14 protein-coding genes are annotated in these 20,729 nt (G+C 62.8%); 8 read left to right on the top strand and 6 right to left on the bottom strand.

The features are described 5' to 3' along the window. Positions 1-22 precede the first annotated feature (22 nt). From EOE18_RS15460 to EOE18_RS15470, 3 genes are read left to right on the top strand one after another with little or no spacing between them, the layout of a single operon-like run. Positions 23-1,168 carry a purine nucleoside permease gene (locus tag EOE18_RS15460; RefSeq protein ID WP_127711172.1) on the top strand — a complete coding sequence of 382 codons (1,146 nt, stop codon included), beginning with the start codon at positions 23-25 and terminating at the stop codon, positions 1,166-1,168. Continuing rightward, on the top strand, positions 1,165-2,532 hold the full coding sequence (locus tag EOE18_RS15465) for an 8-oxoguanine deaminase (protein WP_127711174.1): 1,368 nt from the start codon (positions 1,165-1,167) through the stop codon (positions 2,530-2,532). Before EOE18_RS15460 ends, EOE18_RS15465 begins: the two co-directional genes overlap by 4 nt. A 17-nt stretch (positions 2,533-2,549) precedes the next feature. Further along, the gene (locus EOE18_RS15470; RefSeq protein ID WP_127711176.1) at positions 2,550-3,923 is read left to right on the top strand and encodes a uracil-xanthine permease family protein; all 1,374 of its coding nucleotides are present in this window, start codon (positions 2,550-2,552) and stop codon (positions 3,921-3,923) included. On the opposite strand, the gene EOE18_RS15475 is transcribed toward EOE18_RS15470, so the two are convergent. Further along, positions 3,920-5,539, bottom strand: a complete 1,620-nt coding sequence (locus EOE18_RS15475; RefSeq protein WP_127711178.1) for an MFS transporter — start codon at positions 5,537-5,539, stop codon at positions 3,920-3,922. The two genes, EOE18_RS15470 and EOE18_RS15475, sit on opposite strands and share 4 nt — an antisense overlap. Positions 5,540-5,703: 164 nt before the next feature. Here EOE18_RS15475 and EOE18_RS15480 point away from each other — a divergent pair, with 164 nt between their 5' ends. Further along, positions 5,704-6,555 (top strand): shikimate 5-dehydrogenase, encoded by an 852-nt coding sequence (locus tag EOE18_RS15480; RefSeq protein ID WP_127711179.1) that lies wholly within the window; start codon positions 5,704-5,706, stop codon positions 6,553-6,555. A 41-nt stretch (positions 6,556-6,596) separates the two neighbouring features. Here EOE18_RS15480 and EOE18_RS15485 read toward each other — a convergent pair whose 3' ends face one another. Then, positions 6,597-8,426: a tannase/feruloyl esterase family alpha/beta hydrolase gene (locus EOE18_RS15485; RefSeq protein WP_164852783.1), complete on the bottom strand. Its 1,830-nt coding sequence runs from the start codon at positions 8,424-8,426 to the stop codon at positions 6,597-6,599. A 229-nt stretch (positions 8,427-8,655) separates the two neighbouring features. Between EOE18_RS15485 and EOE18_RS15490 the strand changes: the two genes are divergently transcribed. The 3 genes from EOE18_RS15490 to EOE18_RS15500 all read left to right on the top strand — a co-directional run bounded on the left by EOE18_RS15490 (position 8,656) and on the right by EOE18_RS15500 (position 13,757). Then, entirely contained in the window at positions 8,656-10,278 is a 1,623-nt protein-coding gene (locus EOE18_RS15490; protein ID WP_246027475.1) for an MFS transporter, read from the top strand. Between the two features lie 48 nt (positions 10,279-10,326). Continuing rightward, positions 10,327-11,964, top strand: a complete 1,638-nt coding sequence (locus tag EOE18_RS15495; RefSeq protein ID WP_127711183.1) for an NAD(P)/FAD-dependent oxidoreductase — start codon at positions 10,327-10,329, stop codon at positions 11,962-11,964. 278 nt (positions 11,965-12,242) lie between these two features. Next, positions 12,243-13,757, top strand: a complete 1,515-nt coding sequence (locus EOE18_RS15500) for a helicase HerA domain-containing protein (RefSeq protein ID WP_127711185.1) — start codon at positions 12,243-12,245, stop codon at positions 13,755-13,757. A 76-nt stretch (positions 13,758-13,833) separates the two neighbouring features. Here the strand turns inward: EOE18_RS15500 and EOE18_RS15505 are convergent, their stop codons facing one another. From EOE18_RS15505 to EOE18_RS15515, 3 genes are all read right to left on the bottom strand, one after another. Further along, complete coding sequence (locus tag EOE18_RS15505) at positions 13,834-15,420, bottom strand: DEAD/DEAH box helicase (protein WP_127711187.1); 1,587 nt, start codon at positions 15,418-15,420, stop codon at positions 13,834-13,836. Positions 15,421-15,808: 388 nt separating this feature from the next. Further along, a complete protein-coding gene (locus tag EOE18_RS15510; protein WP_127711189.1) occupies positions 15,809-16,156 on the bottom strand; it encodes an energy transducer TonB family protein in 348 nt (115 codons plus the stop codon). Positions 16,157-16,289: 133 nt separating this feature from the next. Next, on the bottom strand, positions 16,290-18,191 hold the full coding sequence (locus EOE18_RS15515) for a methyl-accepting chemotaxis protein (RefSeq protein ID WP_246027476.1): 1,902 nt from the start codon (positions 18,189-18,191) through the stop codon (positions 16,290-16,292). Between the two features lie 185 nt (positions 18,192-18,376). Here EOE18_RS15515 and EOE18_RS15520 point away from each other — a divergent pair, with 185 nt between their 5' ends. Continuing rightward, positions 18,377-18,910, top strand: coding sequence for a GNAT family N-acetyltransferase (locus tag EOE18_RS15520; protein WP_127711191.1), 534 nt, complete (start codon positions 18,377-18,379; stop codon positions 18,908-18,910). Positions 18,911-18,947: 37 nt separating this feature from the next. Here the strand turns inward: EOE18_RS15520 and EOE18_RS15525 are convergent, their stop codons facing one another. Then, a complete protein-coding gene (locus EOE18_RS15525) occupies positions 18,948-20,720 on the bottom strand; it encodes a gamma-glutamyltransferase family protein (RefSeq protein WP_246027477.1) in 1,773 nt (590 codons plus the stop codon). Positions 20,721-20,729 lie beyond the last annotated feature (9 nt).

Genomic DNA, 20,729 nt, shown 5'->3' on the forward strand with positions numbered 1-20,729 from the left:
TTGTATTGCCGAAAGACCTGTGATGCGTAACGCCTGCCGCAAGGCTCTTGTCTCCACCCTCTCGCTGCTGTCGCTGACCTGTGCCACAGCGCAGGCCACGCCCGTCGAAACGGCCAAGGCCAAAGCTGCGTTGAAAGCGATAGCCGCTTGCAAACCGGGCGCTGCCTGCGCAGCGCATCTGCCGGTGAAGGTGGTGGTGGTGACGCTGTTTGAAATCGGCAAGGACGAGGGCGACGCCGCAGGCGAGTTTCAATTGTGGAAGCAGCGCGCAGGGCTGAGTGAGAAGATTGCCTTCCCGCAGGGCTTCCATGACCTTTATTACAACCCGCAAACTCAAGTGCTGGGCATGGTGACCGGCATGGGCAATATCAAATCCGCCACCGCCACGCTGGCGCTGGGGCTGGATCAACGGGTGGACGTGTCCAAGGCCTATTGGCTGGTGGCGGGCATTGCGGGGATTGACCCTGCGGCTGGCGCGGTGGGTAGTGCTGCTTGGGCGCGCTATGTGGTGGATGGTGATATGGCGCATGAGATCGATGCGCGCGAAATTCCCGCAAAGTGGAAATATGGCTATTTCCCCATCCATGGTTCGACCAAGGTGGAGGATGATCCGATGGGTGGCACCGCTCCGGCCCCCGCCAATGGCGAGATGTTCGCGCTGAACCCCTCGCTGGCGCAATGGGCCTATGGGCTGACCAAGGATATCAAACTGCCCGATGATCCCTCCGTCGCGGCGCAGCGTGCCACCTATACCGGCTATCCGCTGGCCCAGACCCCGCCCAAGGTGATGATGGGCGACCAACTGGCGGCGATGACCTATTGGCATGGCGAAAAGCTGACCCAATGGGGGCGTGACTGGGTGAAATACTGGACCCATGGTCAAGGCACTTTCGTCACCTCCGCTATGGAGGAAACCGGCACGTTCCAGAGCCTTGAATATCTCACCCGCATCGGCCGCGCTGATCGCAACCGCGCCATGGTGCTGCGCGCCGGTTCCAATTTCACCATGCCTGCGCCGGGCGTGACGCCTGCTGAAAACATGGCACGCGAAAATGCAGGCTATTCGGGCATGACGGCGGCCTTGGAAGCGCTTTATGCCGCTGGCTCCAAAGTGGTGGGCGAATTGGTGACCAACTGGCCGCGCTATGAAAAGGCGCCGCCGAAATGAGCGCACCCTCCCGCCTGACGGTGGTGGCTCATGCCGATGTTCTGGCCTGTATCGATGATGCGGGAACGGAAATCCGTGATGGGGCCATCGCCTTTCAGGATGGGGTGATTGTGGCCCTAGGCACCAGCGCGGAAATAGCCGACTGGATCGCCCGCGCCGATGAGGTGGTGGAGGCCAGAGGCTGTGTGGTGACGCCCGGCCTCGTCAACACCCATCACCATCTCTATCAAAGCCTGACGCGGGCGGTTCCGGAATGCGCTTCCTCCTCGCTGTTTTGCTGGCTCAAGACGCTATACCCGATCTGGGCGCGCTATACGCCGCAGGATATTTTTACCGCGACGCAGTTGGGGCTGGCCGAATTGGCCCTGTCGGGCTGCACCATGTCCTCGGACCATCTCTACCTGTTTCCCAATGGCTCCACGCTCGATGACTCCATCGCAGCGGCCCAGAGCATCGGCCTGCGTTTCCACGCCACACGCGGGGCGATGAGCGTGGGGCAGAGCAAGGGCGGCCTGCCGCCGGACTCGGTGGTGGAGGAGGAGGACGCGATCCTTGCCGATTGCATCCGTGTGATCGACCAGTTCCATGACGCGGGCGAGGGGGCCATGCTGCGGGTGGCGGTGGCGCCATGCTCGCCCTTCTCGGTCAGCCGCGAATTGATGCGCGATGCCGCGCTGCTGGCGCGGGACAAGGGGGTGATGATGCACACCCATCTGGCCGAAGACCGCGATGATGTGGCCTATTCGCTGGCGCAGTTCGGCTGCCGTCCGGGGGAATATGCGCAGGAACTGGGCTGGGTGGGGCAGGATGTATGGCACGCCCATTGCGTGCAATTGGACGAGGCGGAGATCGCGCTTTTCGCCGCAACGCAAACCGGCGTGGCCCATTGTCCCTGTTCCAATTGCCGCCTCGGTTCGGGCATCGCGCCGGTAAAGGCCATGGCGCAGGCGGGCGTTCCGGTCGGGCTGGGCGTGGATGGTTCGGCCAGCAATGACAGCGGCCATCTGCTGCTGGAGGCGCGTCAGGCTATGCTGCTCCAGCGCGTGCAGCATGGGGCCGAGGCGATGGAGCCGCGCATGGCGCTGCGCCTTGCCACGCGGGGCGGCGCGCAGATTTTGGGGCGGAGCGATTGCGGCAGTCTGGAATTGGGCAAGCGCGCCGATCTGGTGCTCTGGCCCATGCAGACGCCTGCCAGCGCTGGCTCGTGGGACCCTGTTGCTGCCTTGGTGCTGGCCCCGCCGCCTGCCGCGCGGGATGTGTTTGTGGACGGGCGCCCTGTGGTGCGCGGGGGGCTGCTGGTCACGGCAGATGCCAATGCCATTGTCCGCGATGCCAACCAAGCCCTGCAACGTCTGATGCAATGAGAATGAGGGATTAAGCCATGGCCACGATCGCCGCCGATGTTCTGCCCGCCGCTTCTCCGCCGCAAGGCATGACGCCGGAACAGGCGCGTGACCCTGATTATTTCCCGCCGCTGAGCACCGCCGTCCCTCTGGGTATTCAGCATGTGCTGGCCATGTTTGTGTCCAATCTGGCACCGGCGATTATTGTGGCGGGGGCGGCTGGTTTCGGGTTTGGTTCGCCCGATCCATCGGAACTGATCTATATGATCCAGATGTCCATGCTGTTTGCAGGGATTGCCACCCTGATGCAGACCATCGGCTTTGGCCCCATTGGTGCGCGGCTGCCCTTGGTGCAGGGCACCAGCTTTGCCTATCTCTCGGTGATGATCCCGATTGTGGCGGGCAAGGGCGTGGGGGCCATGGCGGCGCTGACCACGGCGGCCTTATGTGGCGGGCTGTTCCATGCGGCCCTGTCGAGAATGGTGGGGCGTATCCGTTTCGCGTTGCCGCCGCTGGTAACGGGACTGGTGGTGCTGATGATCGGCCTGTCGCTCATGCGGATCGCGGTGCAATATTCGGCCGGAGGGCCCACCGCCATCGGCACGCCCGCCTATGGTTCGGGGCAAAGCTGGCTGCTGGCGGGCACGGTGGTGCTGGCCACGATGGGGCTCAAATTCTTCGGCCGGGGCATCTGGTCCACCGCCAGCGTGTTGATCGGCCTTATGGTAGGCTATCTGTTGGCGGCGGCGATGGGGCGGGTGTCGCTGGCGGCGGTGGGGCCTGCGGGTTGGTTCATGCTGCCCATGCCGTTCCATTTCGGCTTTGAACTCTCGGCCAGCGCGATCATCGGCTTTGTGCTGACCGGCTTTGTGTCCTCCATAGAAAGCATCGGCGACGTAGAGGCCATTTGCGAAGGCAGCGCAGGCCGCCGCGCGACCGACAGGGAATTGATCGGGGCGGTGGGGGCTGATGGTGTGGGCACGGCTTTGTCCGCCATATTTGGTGCCATGCCCAACACCACGTTCAGCCAGAATGTCGGCCTGATCGCCATTACCGGCGTGATGAGCCGCCATGTGGTGACGGTGGGCGCGCTGTTGCTGGTGGTGTCGGGCCTGTTGCCCAAGGTGGGGGCTGTGATCACCACTATCCCCATCGAGGTGCTGGGCGGGGGCGTGCTGGTGATGTTTGGCATGGTGGCGTCCTCGGCCCTTGCCATGCTGTCCAAAGTGGAGTGGAACCAGCGCAATATGCTGATCTTCGGCCTTGCGCTCTCGGTCAGTCTTGGATTGCAACTGGAGCCCGCGGCGCTGGCCTATATGGCCGAAACGCCACGGATATTGCTCACCTCCGGCGTGTTGCCCGCCGCGATTATTGCGCTGGTGCTCAACCTCGTGTTGCCCAAAGAGGCTTAATCGGCAAATTCGGACGGGGGGCCGGCTTTCACCCCCCAAGCCGCCACCGCCAAGGCCAGCGCCACAATCCCCCAAGTGTACCACAGGCCCGCATAGGCATCGCCGCGCAGGGCGACGATATAGCTGGCGATCAGCGGCAGGAAACCGCCGAAATAGCCGGTGCCGATGTGATAGGGGATCGACATGGAGGAATAGCGGATGCGGGCGGGGAACATCTCGCACAACAGCGCCGCCAAGGGGCCATAAGCTGCGCCAGCCAGCCCCACCAGCACGATATTGAGCGCCACAATGCCAAGGGCCGCGCCTGCCGATGGGGTCACCTTGGCGAAATTATAGCCTGCGCTTTCCAGCCATTGCTTTATCGCGGCGCTGCGGGCCTTTTTGTCGGCAAGGGGCAGGGCGGCAATGTCTTGCTGCTTGCCGGCAATGGTGAGGCCGGTTGCCCCTTGCGCCTCCAGCTTATAACCCACGCCCAAAGTGGTCAGGTCCGACAGGATCTTGCCGCAAGGGCTGGCTTGTTCGCTGTCAAACGGGCTGTAATGGCAATCGGCACCCGACACGATCACTGGTGCGCGCTTTGCCGCCTGCGCCAGCCCCGGATTGGCCAACGCGCCAATGCCCCAATAGAGCGGGAACAGCAGCACCAGCGTGGCGACATAGCCCCAGACGATGGGCTTCTTGCGCCCCACCTTGTCGGACAGGGCGCCAAACAGGATATAGGACCCGCCGCCCAGAATGGCCGCCACGCCCACCAGCACCTCGGCGTAAGTGTCCTCCATCCGCATCGGCCCTTTCAGGAAGGACAGGACCGAGAACATAGAGGTGTAGAAAATCACCGTCATCCCCGCCGAAACGCCCAGCAAGGCTACCAACAGGCGCTTGCCATTACCGGGGTAGGTGAAGCTTTCGATGAAGGGATTGCCCGCCAGTTCGCCCTCTTCCTTCATGGCGCGGAAAACGGGGCTTTCGGACAATTTCAACCGCATCCACAGCGAAATGGCCAAAAGGATCAGGCTGACCAGGAAAGGCACGCGCCAGCCCCATGCCTCCCATGCGGGACCGGTGATCGCGGTCTTGCAGGCCAGCACGACGAGCAGGCTCAGCACGAAGCCACCTACCACAGCGGCCTGAATGAAGCTGGTGAAAAAACCGCGTTTTTCAGGCCGCGCATGTTCGGCCACGTAGACCGCCGCCCCGCCATATTCCCCGCCCAGCGCCAACCCCTGCAACACACGCAGAGCCAGAACCAGCAAGGGCGCGGCATAACCAATGTTGGCCGCCGAGGGGATCAGACCAACGCCCGCCGTTGCCGCGCCCATCAAGACCACGGTCATCAGGAAAGTATATTTCCGGCCCAGCCTGTCGCCCAGAAATCCAAACAGCACAGCGCCCAAAGGCCGAAAGCCAAAGCCCACCGCAAAACCGGCCCATACCAGCAACAATTGCAAGGTCGCATTGCCCGAGGGGAAGAAGGTCTTGCCGATGATACCGGCCAGCGTGCCATAGATGAAAAAATCATACCATTCGAACACCGTGCCTGCGCTGCTGGCGGCGATAATCAGCCTGATGTCGCTGGCCGAAACCTCTATTTCGGGATGGCGTTGCGGCTCACTCACTTGCTCATTCTCCCCCACAGGCGTCGTTTCCGCGCGCCCCTGTGCCCAACTTGCGGGAAACAGGGGCAAAGATCAACCATGCAGGCGGGATTGTGCCATTTGCCGCTTGACCGGATGTGGTGACGGGATATGTGCTAAATATCTGATCTTGAATGGAGAAAGTTATGTCCAAGCCGCCAATCGGACGCGATACGCGCCTGTGTATGTCGCTGTCCGGGCGGCCGGGCAATGCGGGGTCGCGGCTGCATAATTACCTCTATGCGGCGATGGGGCTGGATTATGTCTATAAATCCTTCACCACCACCGATCTGCCCGCCGCGATTGGCGGTTTTCGGGCGTTGGGCATTCGCGGCTGCGCAATCTCCATGCCGTTCAAGGAGGCGGTGATCCCCCTGATCGACGTGCTGGAACCATCGGCGGCGGTGATCGACAGTGTGAACACGATCCTGAATGATGACGGCTATCTGACGGGATATAATACCGATTATTCCGCAGTGCGGACCATGCTGCGCGCCAGTCCGGCGGATCCGGCCAAGCCCTTCCTGTTGCGCGGCAGTGGCGGCATGGCCAAAGCTGTCGCGGCGGCACTTCGCTATGCCGGTTTTACGCAAGGCACGATTGTGGCCCGCAATCCGGTGTCGGGACCCGCGCTGGCGGCGCAATACGGGTTTCAATGGTTGCCCCAATTGCCGGAGCAGGGCGCGCCCTTGCTGGTCAATGTCACGCCATTGGGGATGGAGGGGCCTGATGCCAGAACCATGGCCTATCCGCAGGCGATGGTGGAGGCGGCCGAGATGGTGATCGACGTGGTGGCCCAGCCCGCCCTGACGCCTTTGATCCGTGCGGCGCTGGCGGCGGGCAAGCCGGTGATTACCGGCGCAGAAGTGGTGGTGTTGCAGGCGGTGGAGCAGTTCACGCTCTACACCGGCGTGGAGCCGGACAGGGCCTTGGTGATCGAGGCGGCCCGCTTTGCCCATGGCGATATGACCGCCGATCGCTTGGCCGCTGCATTGTAAGAAAGGGCCGGATGTGTCGCTGACATCCGGCCCTTGTCTGTTTATTTCGCGCCGACCCAGACGGCCAGCCCGTTTACCGGCTCCGGCGTGAAGGCTGAGAAATTCTCCGCCTGATCGAGCGAACCGGTGCCATTATATTTGGCCACCTGCGGATAGGCATAGACCGGACGGCTGCGCGGGGGCAGCTTGGGTTGCGGCGGTGGCATCATGCCCGCGGGCGGACCGGCAGGCGCGCCTTCGGGACGCGGCCCCATAGCGAACTGGCCATCACGGGGTGGCATTCCATCGCGAGGAGGCATTCCTTCGGGCGGCCGCATGCCATCACGCGGCGGCATCATGCCATCGGGCGGACCACGGCGTTGACCATCAGGGCCATTGGGGCCAGCACCATTGGGACGCATGCCCATCGGCAGGCCTTCGCGGGTTTGCGTGGCGCGCTTGGCCACCATGGCGCTGGGAGCCTCGCCACCTTCGACCCAGCCCATGATATTGGCCAGCAGCGGGAAATCGCTCGGCCCGTCGCCGCCCGAGCAATGGCCCATACCCGGCATCAGAAACAGGCGTACAAAGGCATCGCGCTTGTCCTTGCCCATCTTGGCGCCGACACGTTCGAAATAGTCGATCGTGTTGAGCGGGCTGATATGCGGATCGGCCCAGCCATGCCACAGGATCAACCGCCCGCCATGGGCATAAAAAGCCGAGAGGTCGGCATTGTCCGCATTATACAATGCGCGGGCCGGTTCCAATTGGCGGAACATCGCCTCGGTAAAGGGGAAGTCCTGCACGCTATAGGGCTTGGCCGGATTGGGCGTGAACATCACATGGTTGATCGCATCCAACGCGATCTTGCCCGAAAAGATCGGAGCGTCGGGCGCAAAGGGCACGAAAACACCGATCCAGTTCTTCTCGCTGCCCGGCATCAAGGGTCCGACTTCCAATGCCTTGCCATCGGCGGTGCGCGCGCCCTGATAAATGGCGCGCACCGTGGCGATTTGCGCGGCGGTCAGGCATTTGCCTGCCTCATAGGCACCCACGCATTCCAGCATGGCGGGGTTGTAATGGCAGGCGCGCGGATCGGTGATCTGGCCGTCCTTCAACCCGTCCAGCTTGTCGCAAGCATCCATCACGCCCTTGGCCAATACCGGAATATCGGCAGCGGTCAGGATCGGCTTGCCATCGGGCGCGGTGTTGACCTTGGCCAGCCATGCGTGATGGAAACTGTTCTGCACGCTGAAATTGAGCGCGGGCGCACCGGCAGTGATCCCGTCAAAATCCAGCGGATAGCGCTGCGCCATGATCAGCGCCTCGCGTCCGCCATCGCTGCATCCGGCAAAATAGGAATAGCGCGGCGCCTGACCATAGAAAGCCTTGGCAAAGGACTTGGCCGCCACGGCGGTCAGATGCAGGCTGCGATAGGCGAAATCCTCGCGCTTGTGCTGGTCATCGCCCCAGGCCATGTCATTGCCCTGATGGCCCATATCCGTGCTGGCCAGAATGATGCTGCCATCGGTGACGGGGGCGCAGCCCTCGGCCTTGCCCGTATCGATGCGCAAATTGCCGCAAAGCCCGCCGCAGCCGGTTTGCAGATAGCGCTGGGTCCAGCCTTTTAAGGGCAGGCGGATCTCCACCTTGATCGATGGCGCAATGGTGCCGGTGATCTGGCAATAGGCCTTGTCACCGTTGACTTCGCTGGCGTGCCACTCCGCCTTGGCGCCCAATGCGCTGGACAGATCGGTGGAGGCAAGGCTGGCGCAGGACACCACCGGCGCAACCGGCGCCAGACTGGCGATTCCCGCCGCCTGTGCCGATGGGGCAAAGGCCCATAGCACGGCCAGACCGCATAAAGCGACCCATATTCGTTTCAACAACATAGAAGCACTCCCGATGCTTCCCCAACATGGTGCCCGCCGTGTCGCATCACGCCAAGTCCCACGCCCCGCCTGCATCCCTGACGCATTCGGGCCCTAAGCGCAAGGCTGTGCGCAAGGCTTGAGAGGTTCTGTCAGGAATCCTGTTCTTTTCCCCTATGCAAGGCGCGGCCCCAAGGTTACGCTATGGAACATAACGGCAGCAAATGCCGGTGGAGAGGATGGAATGGACATGCAATCGGGGCAAATGCCTTTGGTGCAGGGGCGCAAAGTGCTGCGCGGCGGATGGTATGCTTTGGCGCTGGTGTCGGCCACGCAATGTCTCAGCCTACTGGACCGCAATATTCTGGCCATTCTATCCCCGCGCATCAAACATGATCTGGCGATTGGCGATGCGGAGATGGGCCTGCTGTATGGCACGGTTTTCGCGCTGTTTTATGCGCTTTTCTCGCTGCCTTTGGGGCGCTTGGCCGATGGTTGGCGGCGCACTTGGCTGCTGGCCTGCTGCATCGCTTTATGGTCGATGGCGACCGGCCTTGCGGGGCTTGCCAGCGGCTTTGCCTTGCTGGCCCTGTCCCGCCTTGGCGTAGGTATTGGCGAGGCGGCCAGCCAGCCTGCGGGTACCAGCCTGATCTTCGACTATTTCCCAAAGGCGCGGCGCGGGCTGGCCATGGCGGTGCTGGCGGCGGCAATCGCTATTGGGTTGGGCCTGTCCAGCGTGCTGGGTGGCATGGCGGCGGATTGGTGGGATGGGCGATTTCCAGGCGCGGCGCCCTTCGCACTGAAAGGATGGCAATTCGCTTTCATCCTCGCCGCGCTGCCCGGTCTGCCCTTGGCGTTGCTGCTGTGGCGCCTGCGCGAACCGGAACGCGGGGCGGCCGATGGCATCCCCACTGTGCCCGAAGCGCGGCCCTTTGCGGCGGCTTGGGCAGTGCTGGGCGCGGTGCTGCCAGTCAGCAATTGGTGGCTGATGGCGCGGCGTGGTGCTGAGGCACGCGTCTGGGCGGTCAATCTGGGGGGCAGTGTGGCGATTGTGCTGGCCATGGTGGCGGCGGCGCGGATGGGGGCAGCTTTCAGCCCGCGCCCGCTGGTGCATTTGGGGCTGGTCAGCCTCAGCCCGCATGATCTGCAATGGATCGTGGTGGGCGTGGGCCTGTTCGCCATGCTGAACCTGATGCAATCGCAAAGGCTGGTCGATCCGCCCGCCTATGCGGTGATGTGCAGCCCATCCTTGCGCCTGTCGATGCTGGCGGGCTCTTTGCAGAGCATGATCAATTACGGCTGCATGGCCTTTACGCCTGCCTTTCTGATGAAAGTCTATCACCTCTCGCCCGCGCAAGCCGGTCTGCAATTTGGCCTGCTGTCGGCGGGGCTGGGCGTGGTTGGGCCGATGGTGGCGGGGCCATTGACCGACTGGGCCAACCAGCGCCTGCCCGGCTTGGGGCGGGTGTTGATTGCCATTTTCGCCATGGGCGGATCGCCGCTGCTGGCTATTTGGGTCTATCATGCGCCCGATGCGGGCAGCTTCTATGCCCGCTTTGTCGCCTATAGTTTTGTGCTGACCATGTGGATGCCGCCGCTTTATGCCGTGCTGTATGATCAGGTTTTGCCGCGCATGCGGGGGATGACATCCTCCACCTATCTGGTGGTGTCGACCATCACCGGCCTTGGCATCGGCCCCTATATTGTGGGGATGATTTCGGATGCCAGCGGGGGCGATCTGGGGCGGGCGATCCTGTCGATCAATTGGGTGGCGGTGCCTTTGGTGGCGGTGTTGGTGGCGCTGGCCATGCGCGTGCGGCGGGATGAAGCCTTGGTGGTGGAACGTGCGCGCGAGGCGGGGGAGCCGGTCTAGCGCTCGGCCTGTCTGGCCAAACGGGGGCAAAGCCTGTAAGGCGCGGCGATGATCCGTATCTCTGACCTGACCCTGCCGCTCGACCACGCCGCCGAGGCGATTGACCCTGCCATTTGCGCCATGCTGGGGATTGCGCCCGACAGGCTGCTGCGGGTGAATATGGTGCGGCGTGGCAATGATGCGCGCAAGAAATCGGCGATCAAGCTGGTCTATGTGTTTGATGTGGAGGTGGAGGACGAGGCTGAAGTGCTAGCCCGCTTCCCCGGCCATAGCCATATCCGCCCCGCGCCCGACACCGCCTATCGCCTGCCGGTGGTGGCGCCCGAAGGTTATGCGGGTCTGCGCCCCGTGGTGATCGGCGCTGGCCCCTGCGGGCTGATGGCGGCGCTGATTCTGGCGGAGATGGGTTTGAAGCCCATCATCATCGAACGCGGCACCGCCGTGCGTGAACGCACCAAAGACACTTGGGCCCTGTGGCGCCGTCATCAGCTTTCCACCGAAAGCAATGTGCAATTCGGCGAGGGAGGGGCGGGCACTTTCTCGGATGGTAAGCTCTACAGCCGCATCAAGGACCCGCGCCACTTGTCGCGCAAGGTGTTGACCGAATTTGTCAAAGCCGGTGCGCCTGACGACATTCTTTATGAAGCGCACCCGCATGTCGGCACTTTCCGCCTTGTCACTATGGTGATGAGTATGCGCGAAAAGATCGAGCAATTGGGCGGCGAATACCGTTTCCAGACCCGCGTGCGCGATTTCGACATTGAAGGCGAGGGGGATGCGCGTCATCTGGTGGGCCTTCATCTGGTCAGCACCAAGGATGGCAGCGAATCCTATCTGCCCGCGCGCCATTGCGTGATGGCGCTGGGCCATTCCAGTCGCGACACGTTTGAAGTGCTGCACGAACGCGGCGTGTTTCTGGAATCCAAGCCTTTCGCTATTGGCGTGCGGATCGAGCATCCGCAAAGCTGGATCGACACGGCGCGTTTCGGACAATGCGCGGGCAACCCCATTTTGGGCGCGGCGGCCTATGCCATATCGCATCAGGCCAGCAATGGCCGCGCGGTTTACAGTTTCTGCATGTGCCCCGGCGGGCGCGTGGTGGCGGCCACCAGCGAGGAAGGCCGCGTGGTCACCAATGGCATGAGCCAATATTCCCGCGCCGAATTCAACGCCAATTCCGGCCTTGTGGTGACGGTCGATCCGGGCAAGGATTATCCCGACGAGCCTTTGGCAGGCATGGCGTTCCAGCGCCAATGGGAGAGCCTTGCCTTTACCGCCGGTGGCGGCGACTATTGCGCGCCGGGGCAAAAGGTTAGCGATTTCCTGGCCGGTCGCCCGTCCGAGGGTGAATTTGGCGCGGTGGTGCCCAGCTATAAGCCGGGGGTGAAGCTAACGGACCTGTCGCTCTGCCTGCCGCCCTATGTGATCGAGGCTATCCGCGAGGCTTTGCCGGTGTTTGGCCGCCAGATCCCCAATTATGACCACCCCGATGTTGTGATGACTGGCGTGGAAACCCGCACGTCGTGCCCCTTGCGCATCACCCGCGGCAAGGATTTCCAGTCGCTCAACACGCGCGGGCTCTATCCAGCGGGGGAGGGGGCTGGCTATGCTGGCGGCATCCTGTCGGCGGCGGTGGACGGGATCAAGGTGGCTGAGGCTTTGGGGGTGGAGGTTTTGCGGGGGTAATAGGCCTCCGTCGGGTTAAGGGCGGGGGCCCTTAACAATCCCGTTTATGGGGTGGCGCTTGGCTGGCGATGTGGCGCTATTGCCCGAAGCGCTTTAAAACCCGCGGGGCGTCGATCTTGCGCTGTGCTTGCAGCTTCGCGCGTTCATTAACGGGATTGCAAAGGGACGAGTCCCTTTGCCCGCCGGAGGCAAATTGCCTGCAAAATTCCCAAGCAATCTCTGGAAAACTTCCCCCCAAACCCTAGCCGCGCCGCGCCCCAGCGGCTAGATGCGCAGGCGTGACTGCATCCATCATCATAGGCGAAGAATCGAACGGCAAAGCGGTTCCGATTGATATCGAGGAATTGCTGGCCACGCGCTTGCTGGTTCAGGGCAATTCGGGCTCTGGCAAGTCGCATTTGCTGCGCCGTTTGCTGGAGGAAAGCGCCCCGCTGGTGCAGCAGGTGGTGATTGATCCGGAAGGCGATTTCGTCACGCTTGCCGAACCGTTCGGCCATATTGTGGTCGATGGCGCGGCCTATGCGACCAAGGATCTGGAGCGTCTGGCCGCCCGCGTGCGCCAGCATCGCGCCAGCGTGGTGCTGGCGCTGGACGGGCTGGAGATCGAGGCGCAGATGCGTTGCGCGGCCACCTTCATCAATGCCCTGTTCGATGCCCCGCGTGAACAATGGTATCCTGCTTTGGTGGTGGTGGATGAGGCGCAGATGTTTGCCCCCGCTGCGGCCGGTGATGTTACCGATGAAGTGCGCCGCCTGTCGCTATCGGCCATGACCAATCTGATGTGTCGCGGGCGCAAGCGCGGCCTTGCGGGGATTATCGCCACCCAGCGTCTGGCCAAGCTGGCCAAGAATGTGGCAGCAGAGGCCAGCAATTTCCTGATGGGCCGCACCTTTCTGGATATCGACATGGCCCGTGCGGCGGATCTGCTGGGCATGGACCGGCGTCAGGCCGAAACCATCCGCGATCTGGCGCGGGGGCAGTTTCTGGCGCTGGGGCCAGCCATCACGCGGCGGCCTGTATCGGTGCGGATCGGCGGGGTAAAGACTACCAGTCGCGCGGTATCCACCGGCCTGTTGCCGCCGCCCTCGGTCACGGGGGATGATCTGCATGCGCTACTCCATGCCGCGCCGACTGCGGCGGAATTGGCCGCCGAGGAAACGCCTTTGCTGGCCGGTATGGCCCGCCCCGATGCGGGCGAGTTGATGGAGCAGATCAGCACCTATGTGATGGCCACGGCGCCGGGCGAAGAACCGCTGGAGGACAATAGCGGCCCCAACCTGTTCAGCGCCGCCCATGTGCCCGCCCCGCCCAGCCTGCCTCAGGCCGAGGTGCAGGACATCATGGCGCAGATCATGGCCGATATTGTCGAGGAGCCGGACTGCACCTATCAGCCGATTGCCAGCCTGTATCAGGACTTTACCGTGCGTTGCCGCATGAAGAAGATTGGCGCGCATGCGGGTGATGTGACGCAATTCCGCCGCCGTTTTGCCATGGCTCTCGCTGGTATCTTCCGCCCGCTGGACGAGGAATGGGCTGCGCTGCTCGGCCTGTCGCGCGCGGTGCCCGATGACCTGTTGGCGCCTTTTCTGGTGATCGCCCGCGCCGCCATCGATGAGGCGCCTTGCCCCGATGATGAGGCCTTGGCTCGTGCCTATGGGACCAGTTCGCCAGGGCGCATTCGCCGCTTGCTGGACCATCTGGAAAAGAGTGGTTTGATTGTGGTGAAGACTGATTACGGCGGCCGCCGGTCTATCGGCATCCCCGAACTTGGCGTTTCTACCGCCGCAGTGTGAACATACAAAAATGGCGGGAAGTGCGATGCACCTCCCGCCATTTTTTGGCCGCCCTTTTTCGCAGGATCAGAAGCGATTAGCCCTGACGCTGGCGGCGCTGACCGTTACCGCGCGGTGCGGCGTCGACATTTTCACGCAGAGGGTCGAACTGGCTGCGCACGGGGGCCGGACGCGCACCACGCGGACCGGCGGCAGCGGGGCGGGCTGCGCCATCGCGGTTGCGACGTTCGGCATCGCGGCGTTCGCCACGGGCGCGGTCGGCCTCGCGCTGGCCTTGGCTGCGGGCACCATCGCGGGGACGGTCACCATGCACGCTCAGGCGGCGGTCATTGTTACTGCGCCCACCTTCGCGGCGCCCGCCTTCGCTACGGCTACCCTCACGGCGCCCACCTTCGCTGCGCCCGCCATCGCGGCGGCCACCGTCACGACGGCCACCATCGCGGCGTGCCGCATCCTGCATTTCGCCACTGGTGCGCTTGGCAGGGGCAGGCAGGCGGGCGGCTTCGCGCAGGAAGTCTTCCGGCAGGGGGAGGATCTTGAGCTTCACGCCAGTCAGGCGTTCGATGGCGCGGATATAGGGGCGTTCGTCCTCGGCCACAAAGCTGAGCGCGATGCCATCGGCGCCAGCGCGGGCGGTGCGGCCAATGCGGTGCACATATTGTTCGGCCACATTGGGGATTTCAAAGTTGAACACATGGCTGACGCCCGAAACGTCAATCCCGCGTGCGGCAATATCGGTGGCGACCAGCACTTTGATGCGGTTTTCGCGGAAACCCTTGAGAGCGGCAGTGCGTTGCGCCTGACTCTTGTCGCCATGGATGGCGGCGGCTTCGATACCGGCAGGGGTCAGGTGACGCACGACACGGTCTGCGCCATGCTTGGTACGGGTGAAGATGATGGCGCGTTCGATCGGATCAGCCGCGCCTTCGGCCAGACCAGCGCGCAGGGTCATGGTCAGCAAAGCCTGCTTTTCCGACTGACTGATCAGGATGGCGCGCTGTTCAACCCGTTCGGCGGTGGTGGATTGCGGGGCAACTTCCACCTTGACCGGATTGTTGATGAATTGCTTGCCCAGGGCTTCGATCGCCTGCGGCATGGTGGCGCTGAAGAACAGGCTCTGGCGCTGTTGCGGCAACAGGCGGGCGATGCGCTTCAAGGGGTTGATGAAGCCGAGGTCCATCATTTGGTCGGCTTCGTCCAGCACGAAGATTTCCACATCGCGCAGGGTAAAGGCGCGCTGGTCGATCAGGTCGAGCAGGCGGCCAGGCGTGGCCACCAGCACATCGCAACCGGGCACCAGAGCGCGGGCTTGCTTGCCCGCGGGGACGCCGCCGAAGATGCACTGGATGCTCATGTTCACAAATTTGGCATAGCCGCGCATGTTTTCGGCAATCTGCGCCGCCAGTTCACGCGTGGGCGAAAGCACCAGCATGCGGCAGGAGGCGCTTTTGCGCGGCTGCGGATTGGTGATCAGGCGGTGCAGCGAGGGCAGCGAGAAGGCCGCCGTCTTGCCGGTGCCGGTCTGGGCCAGACCCAAAAGGTCGCGGCCTTCGATCAGCGCGGGGATCGACTTCTGCTGGATCGGGGTGGGGTCGTTATAGCCCTTGGCTTCGAGGGCGCGCAGCAAGGGCTCGGCCAGACCAAGGTCGGAAAAATAGGACATGACGTGTCTTTCAATAAAACGCATCGGCGCGCGCATAGGGCTGCGCGCGGCAAAGCAGGTGGCATCCGCCGCTAGCCCTGCGTGAAGAGGAAGCGTTACAAACACACAACCCTTGGGAAGCGGGGCGGGCAAATCCATCAAGGGATGCCCTCACGCGGTCCGTTCCTGCGTTTGAAAGGGGCGATAGGCGCCCTACGCCGGTTATGCTTGGGCAGGCCGCTAGCAGGCTTGTTCGCACAAAGCAAGAAAATTACGCGAGTCGATTCAATTCGCTGCGGCCAGCATGGCAAAAGGGGCCAACCTTGCGGCTGACCCCTTGGCCAAGGTCTCGCGGAGGGAGGGAGCTTGCGAGACCTTAATCGGGATTTTCGGGAAAATCAGATGGCGGTTAGGCCAGCTTCCACGTCATCGGGACAGTCAGCGTGGTGGCGCCAGCAGGGGGGGCGGGAACGCGGCCAACCTTCGAAGGCACCGACAGCGCTTCCTTGTCCAGCGAGGCCGAACCCGTGCCAGCCACCAGTTCGGCCTTTTCCACCGAACCATCGGCGCCGATAAAGACCTTCACCTTGGCGGTGCCTTCTTCACCGCGCATCTGGGCGGTCGAGGGGTAGGTCTGCTTCGAGGCAAACATGCGGGTCACCTGCTTGGTCCACTCGGGAGCCTGCGCCATAGCAGGCGAGGCCACCAGCAGCGCACCAGCCAGACCGAGGGTAATCTTGCTGAAAAGAGTGGTCATGATGTTATTGAGCCTTTCGGGTTGCAAAGCTTGTGCTGGATTATGAAGAAAGAATATTGGGGCGAGAGATAAAAACAGGGAAAAATATATAGTTATCGAGTATTTCTTAGGGTCTTAGGTAACTTCCCTGTGGTCAGAATTCCGACCAGTCCTCTTCGACTTTCAACGCATTGGCGCCTTGGGTGCGCGCTGGCATGGGCGCGATGCTGGCGCTGCGGTTAAAGCTGGGCAGGGCGACATCATTGCTGGCCGGGGCCGCGCTGAAGCTGCTGCTGCGGGCCGGAGCATGGCCACCCATGCCGCGTTCAAGGCGGAAGCGTTGCAGCTTTTCCACCAGACGCTGCGTTTCGTCCGACAGATTATGCGTGCTGGCCGAGCTTTCCTCCACCATCGCCGCGTTCTGCTGGGTGAACTGGTCCATCGACGTGACCATTTGCGAGATTTCGTCGATGTTCGACGACTGCTTCTGTGCGGCTTCGGCAATCTCCTCCACCAGTTCGGAAATCTGCGCCACTTCGCCCACGATCTGGCGCAAGGCATCGCCGCTCGCCGTGGCCAGAGCCACACCCGTAGACACCTGATCGTTCGAGGTGGTGATCAGCGCGCGAATATCCTTGGCAGCGTCCGCGCTGCGCTGGGCCAGCGCACGCACTTCATTGGCCACCACGGCAAAGCCCTTGCCAGCGTCACCTGCTCGGGCGGCTTCCACACCGGCATTGAGCGCCAGAAGGTTGGTCTGGAAGGCGATGCCGTCGATCACACCGACAATTTCGGCCATTTCGCGGCTGGAGGCTTCAATCGCCTGCAGACCCTGCACCGCCTGAATGGCTTGCGAGTCCGCCGAGACGGCCGTGCTGCGCGCCACGGCAAGGCGGCTGCTGGTCTGGCGGGCATTGTCGGCGGTGACGCGCACCGTGCCGGTGAATTCATTGAGCGTGCGGCTGGTTTCGGCAATCGAGCTGGCCTGATGCTCGGTGCGGCGCGAGAGGTCGCCACTGGCAGCGGCGATTTCGTCGGTACCACGGCGGATCGCATCGCAACCGTCGACAATCTCGGTCAGCACGGTGGAAAGCTGGCCCACCGCCTCGTTGAAATTGACATGCAGCTTGCCCAACGCACCCTGACCATTTTCCGGCACGCGGTGGGTCAGATTGCCCTTGGCCAATTCGGCCAGACCCGAACCGATGGCATCGATGGTCACCTGCGTTTCCTTGGCGCGCTCCAGTTCGGCCTGGGTGCGTTCCTGATCAGCGGCGAACAGTGACTTGAAGCTGTCCAGTGCGCGGGCAAGGCTGCCCAATTCGTCGTGGCGACCCGTGGCGGGCACTTCGACATACATATCGCCCTGCACCAGACGGGCCACCGCTTCACTCATGCGCGAGATCGGGCGGGCGACGGTGCTCATCATCATGGCCATCATGGCCAGCGCGATCACCACACCGGCGCCGGCGGTGGCGACGATGAAGCTGCGGGCCTGCGCGTAAATGGCGGCAGACTTGGCCGAAACCGCATTGGCGCCTTTGGTGTTGAGGTCGATCAGTTGCAGCAGATCGTCTTCCACGGTGTAGAAACCGTTGAGGGAATCGCCTTCGAACATGGCCTTGGCCGCAGCCTCATCGGTCAATTCCAGCATCTGAGTGTTCTGGGTGGTATAGGCTTCCCAGTCCTGCTTCAGCTTGGAAAAGGCAGCCTTCTGTTCGCCGTCAGCCGTCAGCTTTTCCACATCGCCCAAACGTTCACCAATCGCCGCCTGAGCAGCGCGCAGCATCTTGGTCTGGCGCGTTTTTTGGCCTTCGCTGGTGGCGGTGATATAGGCGCTTTGCTTGATGCGATATTGCGAGATGAAGGCGTGGACATCGCCCAAAGCCTGCGATGCAGGCAGCCAGCGGTCGCGAAGATCAGCCGAAATGGCGTTAACTTCACCGATCTTGGCCACCGCGAAAGTGCCCATGGCGGCCATAACCACCAGCAGGACGGAAAAGGCAGCCAGAAATTTGGCTGATATGCCGATGCGCAGCAACGTTTTTCTCCCCATTGCGGGACATGTTGGAAAATTCGCCGTTAATTATGCGCCTTAGGGTCAGTATTTCGTGTTAGCCCTGATCCGTGGAGGCGCGGGGCGTAGTCGCAACAGGTTGGAAAGCATAATTTCCGCAACGGGATATTCATGCGTCAATCGGCGCAATTGCGCGGCGCTTTGGGCTGGTTTAGATCGTTTGCATGACCAAAAACTATACAATCCGCCTTGCACATGGCGATGATGTGCCCGCGCTCGCCGCACTCAAACTTTTCTGTTTCCGTGAAACTTTTGGAGCCGGTGGTTTTGCGATTCCCTATCCGCCGGCAGATTTGGCGATTTTCGAGCGCGAATCCTATGGCGAGGCGAAGGTGGCCAGCGAATTGGCCGATTCGTCGCACCGGACTTGGGTGGCACAGGATGAGGCGGGCGAATTGGTCGCCTATTGCCATGTCGGCCCCGCCAAAGTGCCGCATCCCGAATGTAAGGAAGGCGATGGGGAATTATACCAACTCTATCTGAAGGCCAGCGCGCAAGGGGCAGGACTGGGCAAAAAGCTGCTCGATCTGGGGCTGGACCATCTGGCGGCGCAGGGACGCCCAATCTGGTTGGGCGTATGGCAGGGGAATCTGAAAGCGCAGCATGTCTATGCCGGTCGCGGCTTTGCCATTGTGGGCGAATATCAATTCGCGGTGGGCGACTGGCTGGACGATGAATTCATCATGCGGCGGGGATAAGAAAAAGGGGCGGTGGTGAGCCGCCCCTTTGTTTGTATCAGAAGCCGCGGGCCACGCCTTCGCGGCGCGGGTCGGCGGCACCGCTATAGCCGCCGCCTTGTTTTGCACTACGGCGCAGCACGATATGGATGCCGGAGTTTTCCCCGCGCGCGGTTTGCAGTACCAGACCCTTGGTGGCCAAGGCCGCGGTAATGTCCTGCGGGAAGGGATCAGCTCCAAAACTGTCGCCACGCGCCACCAGATTGGGCAGGCTGGCCGCCGATTGCGGAGCCATGCCCCAATCGAGCATCGCCACCAGCGCCTTCAGGTCATAGGCGATGATCGCCGAACCACCGGGCGAGCCCACGCCGATCTCGAAATCACCCTTGGGCGACAGGACGATCGTGGGCGACATGCTGGAGCGCGGACGCTTGCCTCCGGCCACCGCATTGGCGGCGGGGGTGCCATCGCTGTCGGTGGGGGTGAAGGAAAAATCGGTCAGCTGGTTGTTGAGGAAGAACCCATCCACCATCCGGCCATTGCCGAAGATGCTTTCCACCGTGGTGGTCATGGATACCACATTGCCCGCCGCGTCCACGATCACGAAATGGCTGGTGCCGCCCGGTTCCTTGGTGGCGTCGGGGCCGACTTTGGGCGCGTCCTTGGGCACGCCATAGGTGACGGGCTGGATGCTATTGCCAATCAGCTTGGCGCGCTGGGCCAGATAGTCGGGCGCCAGCAAGCCCTTGGGGAAGGGCACAAAGGCGGGGTCGCCTTCATAACGGTCGCGGTCGGCATAGGCGAGGCGGCTTGCCTGCGCGAATTGCAGCCATGCCACAGGGTCTTGCGGGCCGCGCTTGTTGATGTCGGTGCGCGCCAGCAGGCCCAGCGCTTCCTGCACGGCCACGCCGCCCGAAGGGGCCTGCGGGGTGCAGACCACATGGGCGCGATAGGGCAGGCACAGGCCTTCGGTCTTTTTGGGTTGATAGGCGGCCATATCCGCCAGCGTCATTGTGCTGGGGTAAGTGCCACTATGCAGCTTGGCGACGATCTTTTCGGCCAATTCGCCGGTCAGGATCGCCTTGGACCCTTGCGCGGCAATCTTGTCCAGCGTGGCGGCATAGGGCTTGTTGATAATATGCTCGCCTGCCTTGTAGGGCGTGCCATCCGCTTTGAAGAAATAGGCCTGAGCATCGGCGCCCTTGGCCTGCGGCGCGGCGCTGACAATCGCGCGGGCCAGCTTGGGGGTCACTTCAAACCCTTCATCGGCCAGCTTGCGTGCCTCGCCGAACAGGGCGCTCCACTTCAGCTTGCCATGTTCCTTTTGCGCCAATTCCAGCATAGCAATCGCGCCGGGCACGCCGCTGGCAATGCCGCCGGTCACCGCCTGGAAATAGGTGAGCGGCTTGCCATCGGGGCCGATGAACTGCTTGGGGTCGGCGCCCTTGGGGGCCACTTCGCGCCCGTCATAGGCGGTCACCTTGCGGGTTTTTGCATCATAGAACAGCAGGAAGGCCCCGCCGCCCAGACCCGAACTTTCCGGTTCGACCAGCCCCAGCACCGACTGTACCGCGACAGCCGCATCCACCGCACTGCCGCCTGCCTGCAGAATGCGGAGGCCCGTTTGCACGGCCAAAGGATTGGCGGCGGCCACCATCACATGCGCGGCGGTACCTGCCTTGGCATCGCCTTGGGCCGGAGCCACGGTGATGGGCTGCATGGCAACAGGCTTGTGCGCGGGGGCCTTGGCAAGGGCTGGTTGCGCCAGCAAAAGGGTTGCGGCGCTGGCAGAGGCAAAGAAGCGCAGGTTAATGTTGGGGTTGGGGTACAAAGGGCCGAC

Source organism: Novosphingobium umbonatum, from assembly GCF_004005905.1.
Classification (GTDB): Bacteria; Pseudomonadota; Alphaproteobacteria; order Sphingomonadales; family Sphingomonadaceae; genus Novosphingobium; species Novosphingobium umbonatum.